General features: G+C 39.2%; 18 protein-coding genes. All 18 read left to right on the forward strand.

The features are described from left to right. The first annotated feature begins 315 nt into the window (after nt 1–315). The 18 genes from sdhC (at nt 316) to tolB (ending at nt 20,036) form a co-directional block, all read left to right on the forward strand. Entirely contained in the window at nt 316–696 is a 381-nt protein-coding gene (sdhC, locus tag QE177_RS04795) for a succinate dehydrogenase cytochrome b556 subunit (RefSeq protein WP_280552215.1), read from the forward strand. Continuing rightward, nucleotides 690–1,034 (forward strand): succinate dehydrogenase, hydrophobic membrane anchor protein, encoded by a 345-nt coding sequence (sdhD, locus tag QE177_RS04800; protein WP_280551595.1) that lies wholly within the window; start codon nt 690–692, stop codon nt 1,032–1,034. The genes sdhC and sdhD overlap by 7 nt, the downstream gene beginning before the upstream one ends. After that, the gene (sdhA, locus tag QE177_RS04805; RefSeq protein ID WP_280551596.1) at nt 1,035–2,801 is read left to right on the forward strand and encodes a succinate dehydrogenase flavoprotein subunit; all 1,767 of its coding nucleotides are present in this window, start codon (nt 1,035–1,037) and stop codon (nt 2,799–2,801) included. Nucleotides 2,802–2,837: 36 nt separating this feature from the next. Beyond that, complete coding sequence (locus tag QE177_RS04810) at nt 2,838–3,554, forward strand: succinate dehydrogenase iron-sulfur subunit (RefSeq protein WP_034249585.1); 717 nt, start codon at nt 2,838–2,840, stop codon at nt 3,552–3,554. 282 nt (nt 3,555–3,836) lie between these two features. Then, complete coding sequence (gene sucA / locus QE177_RS04815) at nt 3,837–6,665, forward strand: 2-oxoglutarate dehydrogenase E1 component (protein WP_280551598.1); 2,829 nt, start codon at nt 3,837–3,839, stop codon at nt 6,663–6,665. Further along, entirely contained in the window at nt 6,662–7,891 is a 1,230-nt protein-coding gene (odhB, locus tag QE177_RS04820; protein WP_280551599.1) for a 2-oxoglutarate dehydrogenase complex dihydrolipoyllysine-residue succinyltransferase, read from the forward strand. Before sucA ends, odhB begins: the two co-directional genes overlap by 4 nt. Before the next feature lie 135 nt (nt 7,892–8,026). Then, entirely contained in the window at nt 8,027–9,193 is a 1,167-nt protein-coding gene (gene sucC / locus QE177_RS04825) for an ADP-forming succinate--CoA ligase subunit beta (protein ID WP_280551601.1), read from the forward strand. A gap of 3 nt (nt 9,194–9,196) precedes the next feature. Continuing rightward, nucleotides 9,197–10,072 (forward strand): succinate--CoA ligase subunit alpha, encoded by an 876-nt coding sequence (sucD, locus tag QE177_RS04830; RefSeq protein ID WP_280551603.1) that lies wholly within the window; start codon nt 9,197–9,199, stop codon nt 10,070–10,072. Between the two features lie 572 nt (nt 10,073–10,644). Continuing rightward, nucleotides 10,645–11,832: a hypothetical protein gene (locus QE177_RS04835; RefSeq protein ID WP_280551605.1), complete on the forward strand. Its 1,188-nt coding sequence runs from the start codon at nt 10,645–10,647 to the stop codon at nt 11,830–11,832. A 951-nt stretch (nt 11,833–12,783) separates the two neighbouring features. Continuing rightward, nucleotides 12,784–14,349, forward strand: coding sequence for a cytochrome ubiquinol oxidase subunit I (gene cydA, locus QE177_RS04840; RefSeq protein ID WP_280551607.1), 1,566 nt, complete (start codon nt 12,784–12,786; stop codon nt 14,347–14,349). 17 nt (nt 14,350–14,366) lie between these two features. Next, nucleotides 14,367–15,506: a cytochrome d ubiquinol oxidase subunit II gene (gene cydB / locus QE177_RS04845; RefSeq protein ID WP_280551609.1), complete on the forward strand. Its 1,140-nt coding sequence runs from the start codon at nt 14,367–14,369 to the stop codon at nt 15,504–15,506. A 12-nt stretch (nt 15,507–15,518) separates the two neighbouring features. After that, nucleotides 15,519–15,641, forward strand: a complete 123-nt coding sequence (cydX, locus tag QE177_RS04850) for a cytochrome bd-I oxidase subunit CydX (RefSeq protein ID WP_063657031.1) — start codon at nt 15,519–15,521, stop codon at nt 15,639–15,641. Nucleotides 15,642–15,643: 2 nt separating this feature from the next. Beyond that, nucleotides 15,644–15,943, forward strand: coding sequence for a cyd operon protein YbgE (ybgE, locus tag QE177_RS04855; RefSeq protein WP_280551612.1), 300 nt, complete (start codon nt 15,644–15,646; stop codon nt 15,941–15,943). A 112-nt stretch (nt 15,944–16,055) separates the two neighbouring features. After that, nucleotides 16,056–16,460 (forward strand): tol-pal system-associated acyl-CoA thioesterase, encoded by a 405-nt coding sequence (ybgC, locus tag QE177_RS04860; protein ID WP_280551614.1) that lies wholly within the window; start codon nt 16,056–16,058, stop codon nt 16,458–16,460. Further along, entirely contained in the window at nt 16,448–17,131 is a 684-nt protein-coding gene (tolQ, locus tag QE177_RS04865) for a Tol-Pal system protein TolQ (protein WP_225505573.1), read from the forward strand. Before ybgC ends, tolQ begins: the two co-directional genes overlap by 13 nt. A gap of 17 nt (nt 17,132–17,148) precedes the next feature. Beyond that, nucleotides 17,149–17,571: a colicin uptake protein TolR gene (tolR, locus tag QE177_RS04870; protein WP_280551615.1), complete on the forward strand. Its 423-nt coding sequence runs from the start codon at nt 17,149–17,151 to the stop codon at nt 17,569–17,571. Between the two features lie 34 nt (nt 17,572–17,605). Further along, complete coding sequence (gene tolA / locus QE177_RS04875; RefSeq protein ID WP_280551616.1) at nt 17,606–18,610, forward strand: cell envelope integrity protein TolA; 1,005 nt, start codon at nt 17,606–17,608, stop codon at nt 18,608–18,610. Between the two features lie 133 nt (nt 18,611–18,743). Beyond that, nucleotides 18,744–20,036, forward strand: coding sequence for a Tol-Pal system beta propeller repeat protein TolB (gene tolB / locus QE177_RS04880; protein ID WP_280551617.1), 1,293 nt, complete (start codon nt 18,744–18,746; stop codon nt 20,034–20,036). Nucleotides 20,037–20,056 lie beyond the last annotated feature (20 nt).

Here is a 20,056-nt window from a genome sequence, read left to right on the forward strand (position 1 = left end):
AAATGTTTAACGCTTGTCAAATTACATTATCAATTTAATGACCGATGTTTAAATCGTGATCACACTCACTGTTCAAGCTAAATCTCTCCAAACATAATGTGTTGTAATTGTAATGGGCATGTGAAGGTCATATACTGCAAACGAGGTCTCCGGATTACCTTGTGGTAGGAGTACCCAGCGTTAATAAGTAACAACTTTTGCCATTATGTTGTGGATTAATTTATAAGCTGAGTTGTACTTTGTTATCACGATCGCTGTTTGATTTCTGCTCCAGGTCCGGAGGTAGGAAAACAATAAAAAGCTGTGTGGGCAAAAATTGTGAAAAAACAAAGACCTATTAATCTTCAATTGCAGACAATTCATTTTCCTGTTACTGCAATAGCTTCGATTTTACATCGTGTCTCTGGCGTTATTACCTTTGTTGCGGTCGGTATTTTATTATGGCTGCTGGGATTATCGCTTTCTTCACTGGAAGGCTTTCAATATGTTACTGAAATTATGCATAGTTTTTTCATCAAATTCACTATTTGGGGTGTATTGACAGCACTAATATATCATATTTGTGGCGGCCTGCGTCATATGCTAATGGATTTTGGTTTTATCGATGAGAGTTTGTTAGTAGGACGTATTTCAGCGATAGCTGCGTTTATTATTACCGCTATTTTGTCGATCTTAGCGGGGGTTTTTGTATGGTAGTTAACGCATCAACATTAGGCCGTACAGGGACACAAGATTGGCTGCTACTTCGTGCATCTGCCATTATTATTGTCCTCTATACGATTTATATTGTTAGTTTTGTTGTAACAACTGAGTTAAATTATACTGTTTGGCGGACATTTTTTGCTTTTTCAATAACCAAAATTTTTACTATTTTAACGCTCATCTCCATATTAATACATGCCTGGATAGGTTTGTGGCAAGTACTAACCGATTATATTAAGTCAATAGCATTGCGATTATTATTACAACTTTTTTTAATTGTTATATTAATGACTTATTTAATTTATGGAACAATAGTGGTGTGGGGAGCGTAAATGAAATTACCAGTAAGAGAGTTTGATGCAGTTGTTATTGGAGCTGGTGGCGCAGGGATGCGGGCAGCATTGCAAATTTCTCAGTTAGGTTTGTCATGTGCATTAATTTCTAAAGTTTTCCCAACACGTTCACACACCGTATCAGCCCAGGGTGGGATTACCGTTGCGTTAGGTAATACTCATGAAGATGATTGGCAATGGCATATGTATGATACCGTCAAAGGCTCTGATTATATCGGTGATCAAAATGCCATTGAATACATGTGCAAAACCGGGCCTGAGGCCATACTAGAACTTGAGCATATGGGGTTACCATTTTCACGTTTGGATGACGGTCGTATTTATCAACGTCCATTTGGTGGCCAATCAAAAAATTTTGGTGGTGAGCAAGCTGCTCGAACCGCCGCGGCAGCAGATAGAACTGGGCATGCTCTTTTGCATACTCTTTATCAACAGAATTTAAAAAACCATACCACTATTTTCTCCGAATGGTATTCATTGGATTTAGTTAAAAATCAGGATGGCGACATAGTCGGTTGTACCGCATTAAGCATGGAATCCGGTGAGGTTGTTTACTTTAAAGCCAAAGCCACTATTCTGGCGACTGGAGGAGCTGGAAGAATCTATCAATCAACAACTAATGCGCATATTAATACCGGTGATGGTGTTGGCATGGCCGTCAGAGCAGGTGTGCCATTGCAAGATATGGAAATGTGGCAATTTCATCCAACTGGAATTGCTGGTGCGGGTGTATTAGTGACAGAGGGATGTCGGGGAGAGGGTGGCTATTTACTTAACAAAGATGGCGAACGCTTTATGGAGCGTTATGCACCCAATGCAAAAGATTTAGCCGGCCGTGATGTTGTTGCCCGCTCAATTATGATAGAGATCCGTGAAGGTAGGGGATGTGATGGCCCCTGGGGACCCCATGTTAAATTAAAACTGGATCATTTAGGTAAAGAAGTGTTGGAGTCACGATTACCTGGTATTCTTGAATTATCCAGGACTTTTGCGCATGTTGATCCCGTTAAAGAACCCATTCCGGTTATTCCTACTTGCCATTATATGATGGGTGGGATCCCAACCAAAGTAACTGGTCAGGCGTTGACGATTAATGAAAAAGGTGAAGATGTTGTAATCCCAGGATTATTTGCTGTTGGTGAAATTGCGTGTGTTTCTGTTCATGGCGCCAACCGTTTGGGCGGCAATTCATTACTTGATTTAGTGGTATTCGGACGTTCTGCCGGGTTACATCTGAAAGAATCTTTACTGCAACAAGGTTCAATGCGCGATGCCAGTGAATCTGATATTGATGCGGCATTAATGCGTTTAAATCGCTGGGATAATACCCATAGCGGTGAAGATCCGGTAGAAATACGTAAAGCATTACAAGCCTGTATGCAGCATAATTTTTCCGTTTTTCGTGAAGGCGATGCGATGGCTAAAGGTTTAGAAGAATTAAAGGTAATTCGTGAACGTTTAAAAAATGCCCGTTTGGATGATACTTCACGCGAATTTAATACTCAACGCATTGAATGTTTAGAGCTTGATAATTTGGTAGAAACAGCCTTTGCAACAGCAGAAGCAGCCAATTTCCGTACAGAAAGCCGGGGGGCACATAGTCGTTTTGACCACCCTGATCGTGATGACAAAAATTGGTTATGTCATACTCTATATTTACCACAGTCTGGAACCATGACTCGCCGGGCAGTCAATATGCAACCTGAGTTACGTGATCCCTTCCCACCCAAAATACGTACTTATTAATGCAGGACGTTAATAGTGTTGCGGAGAAAGTAGATTATGAAAGTTGAATTTTCCATTTATCGTTACAATCCAGACGTCGATAATATGCCACGCATGCAAGACTACAGTTTGGACATCGCTGAAGGGCGTGACATGATGTTGCTGGATGCGTTAATCCAACTAAAAGAAAAAGATCCGACTTTAGCATTTCGCCGTTCTTGTCGTGAAGGTGTTTGTGGCTCTGATGGATTAAATATGAATGGTAAAAATGGCTTGGCCTGTATTACACCATTATCAGCTTTATGTCGTAATAAAAGAAAGATTGTCATTCGTCCCTTGCCAGGCTTACCGGTTGTTCGTGACTTAGTTGTTGATATGGCTCAATTTTATACTCAATATGAAAAAATTCGTCCTTACCTCATTAATGATGGCAAGAATTCCCCAGCTCGTGAGTATTTACAGACTCCAGCACAACGAGAAAAATTGGATGGTTTATATGAGTGTATTCTTTGTGCTTGCTGTTCAACATCATGCCCATCATTTTGGTGGAATCCTGATAAATTTATTGGCCCTGCCGGTTTATTAGCTGCTTATCGTTTTTTAATCGATAGTCGGGATACTGAAACCGAGACCAGATTGGATAATTTAAATGACGCGTTTAGTGTATTTCGCTGTCATAGTATTATGAATTGTGTCAGTGTTTGTCCAAAAGGTTTAAATCCGACTAAAGCTATTGGTCACATTAAATCGATGTTATTAAAGCGTAGTGCATAGTTTGGGCAAAATTTCCCGTAATAAAAATATTACGGGAAATAAAAAATAGAAAACGATTATTTTAAATTATCGTTAATTTTGTGTGGTAAATTATAGAAGGAGCCTTTAAAAACCGGTTACGGTTTTTAAAGGTTCTTATAATAAGGGGAATTTAATAAATAGCCCCCCTTTATTAATAATCGTGCATAGAACACGTTCAAAGAATCTTATTGAAACCGTCTATATAAAAACGGTACTGTTAACTACGACGAAAACTAAAGCCTATAGGCTTAAGGGATCACAATGCACAACGGCGTAATGAAGGACTGGCTAGATTCAAGTTTTCTAGCTGGTGCAAATCAGTCTTATATCGAACAGCTGTATGAAGACTACTTAACTGACCCTAATTCCGTTAATGCAGACTGGCGAGACATTTTTGATAAACTACCAGGTGCAAGCTCCAACGGTGAATACTCCCATACTCAAACACGTGACTATTTTCGTTCATTGGCGAAAGATTCTACACGTTATCAAACTTCGGTTAGTGATCCGTCTTTGGATGCCAAGCAAGTTAAAGTCCTGCAATTAATAAACGCATTTCGTTTTAGAGGACATCAAAATGCAAATCTTGATCCATTAGAGCTATGGAAACAAGAAACTGTGCCTGATTTAGATCCAGCATTTCATGATTTAACTGATGCTGATTTTGAAAAAACATTCAATGTTGGTTCTTTTGCTATTGGCCAGGAAACAATGAAATTAAGTGAGCTGTATACGGCACTGAAGCGTATTTATTGTGCTTCGATTGGTGCTGAATACATGCATATTACCAATACTGAAGAGAAACGTTGGATCCAACAGCGCCTAGAACTGGCCACGCCGGTTAGCGAACAATTTAGCAAACAAGAAAAAATCCGCTTCTTATCAGAATTAACTGCTGCTGAGGGATTAGAGCGCTATCTTGGCGCAAAATTTCCTGGTGCAAAACGTTTTTCCCTAGAAGGGGGCGATTCGCTCATTCCGATGCTAAAGGATTTGATCCGTCATGCAGGTCAACAGGATACGCGTGAAGTGGTTTTGGGTATGGCACACCGTGGGCGATTAAATGTTTTAGTTAACATTTTAGGTAAGCAACCAAAAGATCTGTTTGATGAATTTGCCGGTAAGCATAAAGATCATTTAGGAACTGGTGATGTTAAATATCATCAGGGTTTTTCTTCTGATTTTAAAACAGAAGGCGCTTTGGTTCATTTAGCTTTAGCTTTTAATCCATCACATTTAGAAATAGTTAGTCCGGTAGTAATCGGTTCTGTTCGTGCACGTCGTGATCGTTTAGATGAAGGTCGTAGTAATATGGTACTGCCCATTACTATCCATGGTGATGCAGCGGTAACTGGCCAGGGAGTCGTGCAGGAAATGCTGAATATGTCTCAGGCTCGTGGTTATGAAGTTGGTGGTACAGTGCGGATTGTGGTTAATAACCAAATAGGTTTTACCACATCCAATCCTAAAGATGCACGTTCAACACAATATTGCACTGATATCATGAAAATGGTGCAAGCACCTATTTTTCATGTGAATGCCGATGATCCCGAAGCGGTTGCTTTTGTTACTCGACTGGCATTAGATTTTCGCAATAAGTTTAAACGCGATGTTGTCATTGATTTAGTTTGTTATCGTCGACATGGTCATAATGAGGCGGATGAGCCGAGTGCTACTCAGCCAATTATGTATCAAAAAATTAAAAAACATGCTACACCGCGTAAAATTTATGCCGACAAATTGATAGCGGAAAAGACAGTCACTAGCGATGAAGTAACTGAAATGGTTAATCTCTATCGTGATAAATTAGATCACGGTGATTGTGTCGTTGAAGAATGGCGTCCAATGGGAACTAACTATTCGGTCTGGAAACCTTATTTAAATCATGAATGGAGTGATGCTTACCCTGCCAAAGTTAAAAAGAAACGACTGCAAGATTTGGCTAAACGTTTAAGTACTATTCCGGCAGAGATTGTCATGCAGCCACGGGTTGAAAAAATTTATAGTGATCGTCAGGCAATGGCGAGCGGTAAAAAACTTCTTGATTGGGGAGCAGCAGAAACTTTAGCTTATGCAACATTAGTCGATGAAGGCATACAAGTTCGTTTATCTGGTGAAGATGCTGGTCGAGGTACGTTTTTTCATCGCCATGCAGTTATACATAATCAAACTAATGGTTCAGTGTATGTCCCTCTGGCTAATATACGTGAAAATCAAGGAATATTTGACGTCTGGGACTCCGTTTTGTCTGAAGAAGCGGTACTTGCTTTTGAATATGGTTATGCCTCCGCCGAACCACGGGTCTTGACGATTTGGGAAGCTCAATTTGGTGATTTTGCCAATGTGGCGCAGGTGGTTATCGATCAGTTTATTAGTTCTGGTGAACAGAAATGGGGGCGCATGTGTGGATTAGTGATGTTGTTACCTCATGGTTATGAGGGTCAAGGTCCGGAGCACTCCTCTGCCCGTCTAGAACGTTATTTACAATTATGTGCGGAACAAAATATGCAAGTCTGTGTTCCGTCTACTCCCGCTCAGGTCTATCACATGCTCCGTCGTCAGATACTTCGTAATATGCGACGTCCATTGATTGTTATGTCACCCAAGTCATTACTGCGCCATCCTCTTGCGGTATCCAGTTTGGAAGAGTTAGCAAATGGTGAATTCCAGCAAGTTATTAGTGAAGTTGATCCAATAGATGCGAAAAAAGTCAAACGGGTCGTTTTATGTTCAGGTAAAGTTTATTATGATCTACTTGAACAACGTCGTGAAAACAAACAAAAAAATCTCGCTATTGTTCGTATTGAACAATTATATCCATTCCCCCATAAAGATTTAGAAACAGCGCTAGAGCCTTATGCACATGTTCGTGATTTTGTCTGGTGTCAAGAGGAGCCTCTTAATCAGGGTGCATGGTATTGTAGTCAGCATAATATCCGGGAAGCAATTCCAAAAGGTTCATTATTAAGTTATGCGGGGCGCCCTGCATCTGCTTCACCCGCAGTAGGCTACGCGTCTGTTCATCAAGAACAGCAAAAAGCATTGGTTGATGATGCACTAAAAGTAAATAAATTAAAGGATAGAAAATGAGTAGCATAGAAATTCTTGTTCCTGATCTTCCTGAATCTGTTGCCGATGCTACAGTGGCAACTTGGCACAAGAAACCAGGTGATCAGGTAGAGCGCGATGAAGTGCTAGTGGAAATTGAAACGGATAAAGTTGTACTCGAAGTACCAGCAGCAGATTCAGGTGTATTGGAATCTATTTTGGAAGAAGAGGGAGCCACTGTTCTATCTAAACAACTATTAGGTCGCATAAAGCTTAGTGATAGTACGGGAATTCCGGCTGAGGTAAAAGAGACTACTGAGTCGGCACCAGCGAAACGTCAGACTGCTAGTCTTGAGGAAGAGAGCCATAATGTATTAACACCGGCTGTTCGTCGTTTAATTGCCGAGCATGATTTAAACTCGGCCAATATCAAAGGTAGCGGTGTAGGGGGGCGTATAACGCGTGATGATGTTGAGAAATATATTAATAACCAATCAACAGCGAGCGAGACCAGATCGATTAAGCAGCAAAATGACGCATCTACAACGACATCATCAACATCTTCACATCGAAGTGAAAAGCGTGTGCCAATGACACGTTTACGTAAACGCATTGCAGAACGTTTACTGGAAGCGAAAAACAATACCGCCATGTTGACTACTTTTAATGAAGTCAATATGAAGCCGGTTTTTGATTTGCGAAAACATTATGGTGAAAGTTTTGAAAAACGTCATGGTGTGCGCTTGGGCTTTATGTCTTTCTATGTGAAAGCGGTTGTTGAAGCCTTAAAGCGTTATCCTGAAGTGAACGCATCTATTGATGGTGAGGATGTGCTTTATCATAGTTATTTTGATATTAGCATTGCTGTTTCCACGCCGAGAGGTTTAGTTACACCAGTATTACGTGATGCAGATGCGCTGAGCATGGCAGAAATTGAAAAGCGTATTAAAGAGTTGGCAGTTAAGGGACGCGACGGCAAATTAACGGTTGAAGAATTGACTGGTGGAAACTTTACTATTACTAACGGTGGTGTTTTTGGCTCTTTAATGTCAACCCCGATTATTAATCCGCCACAAAGTGCAATTTTAGGTATGCATGCTATCAAAGATAGGCCGATGGCGGTTGATGGTAAAATCGAAATCTTGCCAATGATGTATTTAGCACTTTCTTATGATCACCGTTTAATTGATGGACGTGAGTCTGTTAGCTTTTTGGTGACAATAAAGGATATGTTGGAAGATCCGGCTCGTTTATTGTTAGACGTCTAGGTAACCAAATTAGAGTGAAGTTATTTACTCAGTCTGGAGTGTAAAGCTTGGTTAATTTTTTATTGACCAATGTTTAAATAAAAATATATAGAGACTTGTTATGTCTCTGTCAGGCTAAATTATGGATAGAGCATCATGAACTTACACGAATATCAGGCAAAACAGCTGCTTGCCGGTTATGGTTTGCCAGTACCGACCGGTTATGCTTGTAAAACAGTAAAAGAGGCAGAAGATGCCACGACAAAATTGGGTAATAGTCCTTGGGTTGCAAAGTGTCAGGTGCATGCTGGAGGCCGAGGCAAAGCGGGTGGTGTGAAAGTGGTTAATAATCGCGACGAAGTCCGGTTATTTGCTGAAAATTGGTTAGGAAAACGCTTAGTCACTTATCAAACCGACGCCCATGGACAGCCTGTTAATCAAATTTTGGTAGAAGCAGCAACAGATATTGATAAAGAGCTTTATTTAGGGGCGGTAATAGATCGTGCCACTCGTCGGATTGTCTTTATGGCATCGACTGAAGGTGGGGTTGAAATTGAGAAAGTGGCAGAACAGACTCCAGAACTTATCCACAAAGCCATTATTGACCCTTTAACTGGTCCTATGCCTTATCAAGGTCGTGAGCTTGCTTTCAAGTTAGGTTTGAGCGGTAAACAAGTCGAGCAGTTTAGCAACATATTTATCGGATTAGCGACAATTTTTCTCGAGCGTGATCTGGCATTAATCGAGATTAATCCCCTGGTCATAACTAAGCAAGGGGATTTAATTTGTCTGGATGGAAAGCTTAGTGTGGATAGTAATGCACTCTACCGCCAAGAAGAATTACAGAAGATGCGTGATATTTCTCAGGAAGATCCGCGTGAAGCTCATGCGTCAGAATGGGAGTTAAACTATGTTGCTTTAGATGGCAATATTGGTTGTATGGTTAATGGGGCTGGTTTAGCCATGGGAACTATGGACATTGTGAAGTTGCATGGTGGTGCACCGGCTAATTTTCTCGATGTCGGTGGTGGGGCAACGAAGGAACGTGTAACAGAAGCATTTAAAATTATCTTATCTGATGAAAATGTTAGAGCCGTTTTGGTTAATATTTTTGGTGGCATTGTTCGCTGCGATTTGATTGCTGATGGTATTATTGGCGCAGTTAAAGAAATTGGGGTAAAAGTCCCGGTCATTGTTCGTCTCGAAGGCAATAATGCTGATCTAGGAGCGCAAAAGTTAGCCGATAGTGGCCTAAAGATCACGGCGGCAACCAGTTTGACCGATGCGGCAGAAAAGGCAGTAGCAGCAGCGGAGGCGAAATAAGCAATGTCTATTTTAATTGATAAAAATACTAAAGTTATCTGTCAAGGATTTACAGGTAGTCAAGGAACTTTTCACTCAGAGCAGGCGATTGCTTATGGGACAAAAATGGTCGGCGGTGTAACGCCAGGTAAAGGCGGAACAACACATTTAGGATTACCGGTTTTTAATACAGTACGTGAAGCTGTAAAAGCAACAGGTGCAACTGCTTCGGTAATTTATGTTCCTGCTCGCTTCTGTAAAGATTCGATTCTTGAAGCGATCAATAGCGGCATCAAACTGATTATTACCATTACCGAAGGGATCCCTACGTTAGATATGCTAACAGTGAAAGCAAAGTTAGATGAAACTGGGGTAAGAATGATAGGGCCAAACTGTCCAGGTATTATTACACCGGGTGAATGTAAGATTGGTATCCAACCCGGACATATCCACAAACCTGGTAAAGTCGGTATTGTATCACGCTCTGGCACATTAACTTATGAAGCTGTCAAGCAGACAACGGATGCAGGATTAGGCCAATCAACTTGTGTTGGTATTGGTGGTGATCCTATTCCTGGTTCAAATTTTATTGATATATTGAAACTGTTCCAGGCAGATCCACAAACTGAAGCTATCGTTATGATTGGTGAAATTGGTGGTACAGCGGAGGAAGAAGCGGCCGCTTATATTAAACAACATGTCACAAAACCGGTTGTTGCTTATATTGCTGGCGTAACAGCACCTAAAGGTAAGCGTATGGGCCATGCTGGCGCCATCATTGCTGGCGGTAAAGGTACCGCAGATGAGAAGTTTGCTGCTTTAGAAGCAGCAGGGGTAAAAACGGTTCGTAGTTTAGCCGAGATTGGTGCAGCCGTTAAGCAATTAGTGACGAGTAAATAACCTGATTCATACTATAATTAGTAAAAGCCACTATAGATAGTGGCTTTTTTGGCTATATAACTTATTGATGTATAAATGGATTTTTTAACATCATCCACATTTTATCCACGTTACGATTTACTCCTCAAGATATTGACCCCTTATTGAAGAGTTTTATATATCATTCTGCTATAGTTTTAATTCTGTCATTTAGTTTTTATAGCAAAAACAGCAAAATAAATATTTATCAATTATATTTGCCAGTCTTAAGTCTTTTAGGGCGGCGATGAAAAATAATTCAATCAAATGCTGCTGGCAAAATAGCCATAAAATAAAAAATGATTAACATTAAATATAATAATTTTATCTTAGCTTAATAAATATAAATTTATATTATCTTTAACAATAAAATAATATTTTGTTAATTCTAACTAATTGTTACTTAAGTTAAATTTATTTATCATGGTTTTTATTTTTTATTAAATAGTAAAGTATAAAATATTATGTGAATATAAAAATTAAGAATTTAAAAATTTCTTTAATTAAATTTCTTATAAAATACATCTCTTCCTGTTTAATTTCTGGAGGCTGTTATGAGTTCATATAATATTTGGCAAGATTTCTATCAACTTACCCATTTAAGTATTGATTTTCCCAATTCAGTTAATAATAAAGCGGCAATTTATGGTAATGGTAGAAATCAAGTAGAGGTTATGGTTACCCTACGCATAGTAGATAAAAACCTTTCACCTATTTCTTTAAAAGAAGAGGATGTAAGAGAACATATTTTTCTTTGTGACTTCTTTTCGGGTAATGAGTTGAAATCGGGCTGGAAAATATCCGACAAAGATAATGGATATAATAAAGTGATTGAATATATCCAAAGCATTAATGCGCAGAATGAAAAAAATGAAGTAATGGATGACGGTTTTATTAGTATCCGTAAATTTGTTTCCTGTGACAGACAGGATAACGGAATTGTTATTGCTGGTGGTGTTGATATTCCTGGGGTGGGTAAATTTAATACCTCTCAGTTTGGTACATCGACAAAAAATGGCCCCAATGGCAAAGAAGGCAATGAATTTAAAAACCCGAAAAATATTACTATTAATGCTAGAGAACCTATTCGTTACAGTGATAAAGATAATATTACGATACAAGCGGGCGTATTATCTGACATTGCTGATTTAAATTATCAAGTATTTGGTTATAACAGTAATCCTTCTACCGGCAAGGGAAAAATAATGAATTCAATTATCAAAATTTTTCCAAGTAAAGAAACAGGTATAAATAATTTCTTCAAAGAACACCTTATTACTTATAAAGCAATAAAAAATCGGGATGTAAGCCAAGAAATGAGTGTTTTAAAGAGCCCTCGTGTTTTTAACTGTTTTTCTATATTAAAAGAGCCTCATTATCCCTGTGCTGTTATCGGTAAATATCAGGATAATAATTTTAACCTGAATTTATGGTATTCAATGAACGACATTATTGATATCGATGGCTTTTATATAATTGATAATGGTTCAACTGATAGCAATATGACGCAATTTCTCTGTAATGCCAAAGTAAGAAAAGAATATATAGATGATAGAAATGGTAGTATTTACTTAGTGTTATATAAAAATATTATTTTCTCTACCATCGCTAAATCTCGCCACGGCTGGAAAGATGTAATTAATAATCCTGTTATTAAGGTTGTTGACAGTTACGGTAATGAAGGAAATATCGAATTAACTTTCGACAACAAAGAGCATTTTGATGTACCGGCTATTGTTTAGTTTAAGTTGATTTTTTAAACACAATAAAAAAGTCCTGACTATCAGGGCTTGGTTAAATAGGCTAGTATCATTCAGGCTATCGGCCTTGCAAAAATCCAGCATGCGACTGCACTGGGTTTTTTAGGTTATTGGCAATCGATAGCGAGACAATATAGTAGCCTTTACTTTGCAGCGCCTATACTTTTAGTAGCAATAAATTTACCCGCCTTACCTATTTTTAGCCGTTTATCCATCGAGACAATACCGAGGCGTGGCTGGTGGCAAAGATAGCGCAAATAAGAAGTTTGTTGCTTTTGAAGTGGTAGAGTAAAAACGGTTTGTAGTTTAACCGAATAGGATAGCCGTTAACTAATTAGTGACTAGTAAATAACCTGATTCATACTATGATTAGTAAAAGCCACATAGATAGTGGCTTTTTTATCTTTAGGCTGTGAGAAATGTTGGTAAACTTAATTTTTCACTAGCAAAATGACGTTATGCGGATTGTAAAGATCCTATTTCTGGTTTGTTAAGTAACATTTTGGTCCGTTATTCTAAGCCATCTAACGGCTAAATTGTTAGCTTGAATTATTGGCTATTTTATTAACAAGTACTGAACAATAAGCCGTTATTTAATCTATTGATGATCTTAATAAAAATTGATTTAAATCAAATAATAACATGGGTTTTATTTTCATTTTTCAATAAAATTGGCGCAGATCAAATTTGGCTAGTATTTAAATGTAGCGGTATGTTGATTTAGTCGCAAAATTTCAATCTTAATCGTATTAAATCTATTTATTATAAGTGTATATAAGTGTACTATTATTAAGATGTTTGTTGTATTTTGATAAATTTTTTATCGTTATTTTAAGATGTATAAAGCTGGTAGTTATGAGGCTTTCATCTTTAGCATTATGAAAGTCAGGTCGCCGCAAGTCGGTGTCTTCCTGCTAGGAGCAAGGAGTCAAGATGTTTGATATTGTCGAACTGTCCCGGTTACAGTTTGCCTTAACTGCAATGTATCATTTCCTGTTTGTGCCATTAACACTTGGTATGTCGTTTTTACTAGCCATAATGGAAACGGTATATGTTATTTCAGGTAAACAGATATATAAAGATATGACCAAATTCTGGGGTAAGTTATTTGCTATTAACTTTGCCTTAGGTGTTGCAACCGGTTTGACCATGGAATTCCAATTCGGGACTAACTGGTCATACTATTCCCATTATGTTGGTGATATTTTTGGTGCGCCACTGGCAATTGAAGGATTAATGGCGTTCTTCCTGGAGTCAACATTTGTTGGTTTATTTCTTTTTGGCTGGGATCGTTTAAGTAAAACCCAACATTTAGCTAGCACATGGCTGGTTGCGCTGGGTTCTAATTTTTCTGCGCTGTGGATCTTAGTTGCTAATGGTTGGATGCAAAACCCGATTGCTTCTGATTTTAACTTTGAAACCATGCGAATGGAAATGCTCAGTTTTTCAGAATTAGTTTTAAATCCAGTGGCACAAGTTAAATTTGTTCATACCGTTGCCGCAGGTTATTGTACGGGTGCCATGTTCGTCTTAGGCATCAGTGCTTATTACTTACTCAAAGGCCGTGATCGTCCCTTTGCTAAACGTTCTTTCGCGATAGCGGCAAGTTTTGGTATCGCCTCAGTACTATCTGTCATTGTCTTGGGTGATGAATCGGGTTATGAAATGGGTGATGTGCAGAAGACCAAGTTAGCCGCTATTGAAGCTGAATGGGAAACCCAACCACCGCCGGCCTCATTTAATCTTATTGCTATACCCAATAGCGAAAAAATGAAAAATGAATTCGCAGTGGAAATTCCATGGTTAATGGGAATTATTACCACTCGTTCTATCGATACACCGGTTTTGGGTTTAAAAGATTTAATGGCGCAACATGAAGTTCGTATCCGTAATGGTATAAAAGCCTATGACCTGTTAAAACGATTACAGGCTGGTGATAACGATCCTGCTACACGAAAAGCATTTGATATAAATAAAAAAGATCTTGGTTATGGATTATTGTTAAAACGCTATACGCCTAATGTTGTTGATGCCAGTGAAGAACATATTAAAGCGGCAGCCAAAGACAGTATTCCTAAAGTTGGACCTCTATTCTGGGCGTTTCGCATTATGGTCGCTTGTGGCTTCCTAATGTTACTTATTTTTGGTTTATCATTTTGGTCTGTTATTCGTAACCGTATTGGTGATAAAAAATGGCTTTTGCGTTTAGCTATGTTTGGTATTCCGTTACCATGGATTGCGGTTGAATCTGGTTGGTTTGTTGCTGAATATGGCCGCCAACCATGGGCAATTGGTGAAATTTTACCGACAGCAGTTGCGCATTCATCATTAAGCAGTGCAGATCTAATTTTCTCGATGGCGCTAATATGTGGTCTGTATACTTTGTTCTTGGTTATTGAATTGTTCTTAATGTTCAAATTTGCACGTAAAGGGCCGAGTAGCCTTAAAACAGGTCGTTATCATTATGAGCAACAAAATATTTCAGCCCAAGACGCTTAGTAAACAGGAGTCCATTCATGTTTGATTATGAAGTTCTAAGATTTATATGGTGGCTACTGATTGGTGTGTTGCTGATCGGTTTTGCCGTGACTGATGGTTTTGATATGGGTGTTGGTATCTTATTACCATTTATGGGAAAAACAGATACTGAGCGTCGCATCATGATCAATTCAATCGCACCGCATTGGGATGGCAATCAGGTTTGGCTAGTGACTGCGGGTGGTGCACTATTTGCGGCTTGGCCGATGGTTTATGCAGCGGCATTCTCAGGTTTTTATGTTGCCATGATATTAGTCTTGGCGTCACTATTTTTCAGACCAGTAGGGTTTGACTATCGTTCAAAGCTTGAGAATTCCAAATGGCGCAATATGTGGGATCGCGGCATATTTATTGGTAGCTTTGTACCTCCGCTGATCATTGGTGTTGCTTTTGGCAATTTGTTACAGGGCGTTCCTTTTGCAGTCAATGACCAATTGTATTTGAATTACACCGGCTCTTTCTTAGGGTTACTCAATCCTTATGGTTTATTAGCGGGCATTATTTCTGTAATGATGATAATTACCCAAGGTGCGACTTATCTTCAAATGCGTACGGTAGGTGAATTACATTTACGTTCACGTAATATCACTTATCTCACCGCCTTTTTCACCTTAATTACTTTTGCTGGCGCTGGCTTTTGGTTGGTATATGGGATTGATGGTTATGCAATTAAAAGTAGCATTGATACCTATGCTGTTTCTAATCCGCTACATAAAGAAGTAGCTAAAGAAGCAGGGGCATGGTTGGTTAATTTTAATAATAATCCAGGGCTATGGGCATTACCTGTGCTGGGCTTAATTTTTCCAATACTAACTATCTTAGGCACTAAGCTTGATAAAGCCGGGTGGGCATTTTTATTTTCATCACTGACAATTGCTTGTATTATTTTAACTTTCGGCATTAGTATGTTCCCATTCATTATGCCTTCAAGTATACAGCCTAATGCCAGTTTGACGATTTGGGATGCCACTTCAAGCTTATTTACATTACAAGTGATGACGGTTGTTGCCATCATTTTTGTGCCAATTATATTGGCGTATACAATTTGGTGTTATTACAAAATGTTTGGTCGGATTGACAAAACGCATATTGAAAATAACAAGCATTCATTATATTAAGGACCGAATAGCATGTGGTATTTTGCTTGGATTTTAGGAACGCTACTTGCTTGTAGTTTCGCTGTAATTGCAGCTCTGGCTATAGAGCAAGTAGAAGCTAATGCGGCTAACAAAGCTAAACATACTGGTGAATGATAATGGTAGATAAAATCTACACATTAATGAATAAGGGTCCGTTTCGGATCCTTATTCTCTTTATGGCATTTGCCATGGCTTTTTGTGTTCTCTGGGATCCAACATTATTTGCCGCAAATACCAGTTCTCTTGCTACATGGCAGGGGTTATTGCTAATTTGGGCAACTTGTAGTGGGATAATCATTGGTATTGGGTTTTTACCTAACAAAGCGTTTTGGCGTTATTTTTTTCATCCATTACCTGCTGTTTTGATCCTAGTTTGCGGACTATTTTATTTCTTGCGTATGAGTTTCATTTCTTAAAATAAGTTTATATTTCACTATTTTTTTGTAACTTTATTTATAAATCATTCCAATAGATGATTCACTTAAGTATAGTGACGGGTAATTAATTGATAGCGAGGGGAGTAAAAATATGCTGTTTTGCTGGCCTATCCGTGTTTATTACGAGGATACTGATGCGGGAGGTATAGTCTATTATGCACGTTATGCCCATTTTTTCGAGCGTGCTAGAACGGAAATGTTACGAGAAAAAGGATTTGAACAGCAGAAATTACGAGAAGAAAATTTAGCCTTTGTCGTACGTAAAATGACAATTGACTATTTATACCCTGCTAAATTGGATGATTTATTAACCGTTGAAACAAAAATTAACCATGTTCAACGTACCTCATTGACTTTTCTGCAACGATTAATTAATCAGCAAGGAAAAGAAATTTGCACAGCAGAAATAATTATTGTTTCTATTGATACCTCTAAAATGAAGCCAATCGGGCTTCCTGAGTCTATTGTCGCGGAGTTTAAGCAGTGGCTGACATGAATATCTTAGATTTATTCCTCAAAGCGAGTTTTTTGGTTCAACTTATCATGTTGATCCTCATAGGATTCTCTATTGCTTCTTGGGCTATTATTATTCAACGAAGCAAAATTTTAAATGCAGCAACTCGAGAAACGGAAGCTTTTGAGGATCGTTTTTGGTCCGGTATTGAGCTATCACGTCTCTATAAAGAATGTCAGGCTCGGCGTGATACATTAACCGGATCAGAACAGATTTTTTATTCTGGCTTTAAAGAATTTGCTCGTTTACGCCAAGCTAATCTTCATACCCCAGAAGCAGTAATGAATGGCGCATCTAGAGCTATGCGAATATCAATGAATCGTGAGTTAGAATCATTGGAGGCGCATATTCCCTTTTTAGGTACAGTAGGATCAATAAGTCCTTATATTGGATTATTTGGTACCGTATGGGGAATTATGCATGCTTTCATCGCTTTAGGTTCGGTTAAACAGGCAACATTACAAATGGTCGCTCCGGGTATTGCTGAAGCCTTAATTGCAACGGCAATCGGCTTGTTTGCCGCCATTCCAGCTGTAATGGCTTATAACCGACTGAATCAGCGAGTCAATAAATTGGAACAAAGTTATGACAATTTTATGGAAGAATTCTTAGCCATTTTGCATCGTCAAGCTTTTGCTTCTGAAAAGCAATAAATGCGGAGAACAGAGAGATGGCACGGACTCGACATAAACGTGAACTGAAATCTGAAATTAACATCGTTCCTTTATTGGATGTACTGTTAGTATTGTTATTGATCTTTATGGCAACGGCTCCGATTATTTCGCAAAGTGTGAAAGTAGAATTACCCGATGCGGCACAAGCAGAAATTGTGTCAGGCAGTGATAATCCACCCATTATTCTTGAAGTCTCTGGCGTAGGGCAATACAGTGTCATTATTGATGGTCATCGTGAAGAGCTTTTACCGCCAGAACAGATTGCGGCAATAACAAAAGCCGCATTGGTAAAAAATCCGCAGGCCATTTTTTTAATTGGCGGCGCTAAAGATGTACCTTATGAAGAAGTTATTAAAGCGCTAAATATACTTCATCAAGCTGGCATTAAATCGGTTGGCTTTATGACTCAGCCTATTTGATGTAATTGCATAATTACTTGTTTGGAATTCTGTTGTGGGAAAGACAAAAGAGCAAAAAAATAAACTGAGTCGCTCTGTCGTACTCTCTATAATACTTCACGTTTTACTATTTAGTTTTATTATTTTGGGTTCATTGAATGAAATTATTAAACTTGGTGGTGGCGGTCAAGGCGGTGAAGTAGTTGATGCTATTATGGTCGATCCAGGCGCTGTAATAGAACAGTATAATCAACTGCAACGGCAGCAAACTAGTGCCAAACAAGCCGATGCTGAGCGAAAGAAACGTCTGCAACAACAGGAAGAAGAGCTACAAAAACAGCAGGAAGAACAACAAAAACGCTTAAAAATGGTTGAAGAGGAGCGTATTAAAATAGAACGAGAAACCGAGCAACAACGCACGCAAGCAGAAGAAGCGGCCAAGAAAGCCAAAGAACAACAGAAAATCGCTGAAGAGGCTGCTGCTAAAGCTAAAGCAGAACAAGAGCGGCTAATAAAAGAGCAGGCAGAGGCAAAAGCGAAAGCAGAAGCGCAAGCTAAAAAAGAAGCTGAAATAGCCAAGGCTAAAGCACAAGCCGAGGCCAAAGAAAAAGCTGAAAAAGCCGCTAAGGCACTGGCAGCTAGGAAAAAAGCCGATGCAGCAAAACAGGCTGCTGCGGTTGAAGATCTGCTCGGCGGATTAACTGCTCAACAGCCAACTCAGCAAACAGGAGGTGCAGCAGCGGCGGGTCAAGGAGGAAATAGAAGAAGCGGGGCATCTAGTTCAGATGTGGCTAATTATGCGGGTAAGATCAAAGCCGCGATTCAGAGCAAATTTTATGATGCTGATATTTATAGCGGCAAAACATGCGAATTAAGTATAAAACTTGCTCCTGACGGCATGTTAATTAGTATTGCAGCTAAAAGTAGTGCAGCAAATGATCAATCACTCTGCGACGCAGCGATACGTGCAGCCAAGACAGCGATAATGCCTAAACCGCCTAGTCGTAGTATTTATGATGCATTTAATGAACAGGGAAGTACTTTAGTCTTCAAACCTTAGTAAATGAGAGTTATGAATAGCATAAGGCTAGGAAAATTAACAAAAGTTTTTCAGTTATCTGGTTTTGTGTATTCACCTTTGTTAATATTCAAGCTAATTATTACGGACGTGAATACGTGATAAGGGAGAAAAAATGAAGCAGGCATTTAAATTATTATTAGGTTTTCTAATACTATGGGCGGCATATGCTCAGGCAGAAATTCGTATTGAAATTACTCAAGGTATCAATACAGCACAGCCTATTGCTATTGTGCCTTTTAAATGGACGGGAACAGGCACTTTACCCGACAATGTAGGACAAATTGTTGCGGCTGATTTACGAAATAGCGGTAAATTTAATCCGATTGATCCCAGTCATATGCCTCAACAACCAACCACCGCATCGGAAGTCACCCCCACTGTTTGGACGGCATTAGGTATCAACGCGGTTGTTGTTGGCCAGGTACAACCTGCTGCTGATGGTCAATATATTATTAGCTATCAATTGGTTGATGTGGTGAACTCTCCTGGCACTGTATTAACGCAAAATCAATTGAAAGTGGCGGCAAAATGGTTACGCTATGCAGCACATACTATTAGTGACGAAGTGTTTGCCAAATTAACCGGTATTCGAGGTGCATTTCGCACTCGTATCGCTTATATAGTGAAAACCAATGGTGGAAAGTTTCCTTATGAATTAAGGGTTTCAGATTATGATGGTTATAATCAATTTACTGTCCACCGTTCGCCCGAACCCCTTATGTCTCCAGCCTGGTCAGCTGATGGTGAAAAATTAGCTTATGTAACCTTTGAAAGCGGCAGTTCTGCGTTGGTTATACAAACATTAGCAACGGGGGAAGTCCGCCAAATTGCCGCTTTCCCACGGCATAATGGTGCACCTACCTTCTCCCCTGATGGAACCAAGCTGGCTTTTGCTCTGTCAAAGAGCGGCAGTTTAAATCTGTATGTAATGGATTTGGCTAGTGGTCAAACTCGCCAAATAACCGATGGTCGCAGTAACAATACTGAACCAAATTGGATGCCAGATAGTCAGACACTTATTTATACTTCTGATCAAGCTGGGCGTCCACAGATATACAAACTGAATATTAATGGTGGTGTGCCAGAGCGTATTACTTGGGAAGGCAAGCAAAACCAGGATCCAAGCGTCAGCCCTGACGGTAAGTTTATGGTAATGGTCAACTCGAGTGATGGTAAACAGCACATTGCTAAACAGGATCTGGCAACGGGTAACGTTGAATATTTGACGGATACGTTTCTGGATGAAACGCCGAGTATTGCACCTAATGGTACTATGGTAATTTATAGCTCCTCACAAGGGTTAGGTACTGTATTACAATTGGTATCAACGGATGGGCGTTTCAAAGCGCGTCTGCCGGCGACAGATGGACAGGTTAAATTTCCTGCCTGGTCGCCGTATTTGTGATGCATAATAATAAGTATGTA

Origin of the sequence: Arsenophonus sp. aPb (genome assembly GCF_029873475.1) — a bacterium.
Lineage (GTDB): Bacteria > Pseudomonadota > Gammaproteobacteria > Enterobacterales > Enterobacteriaceae > Arsenophonus.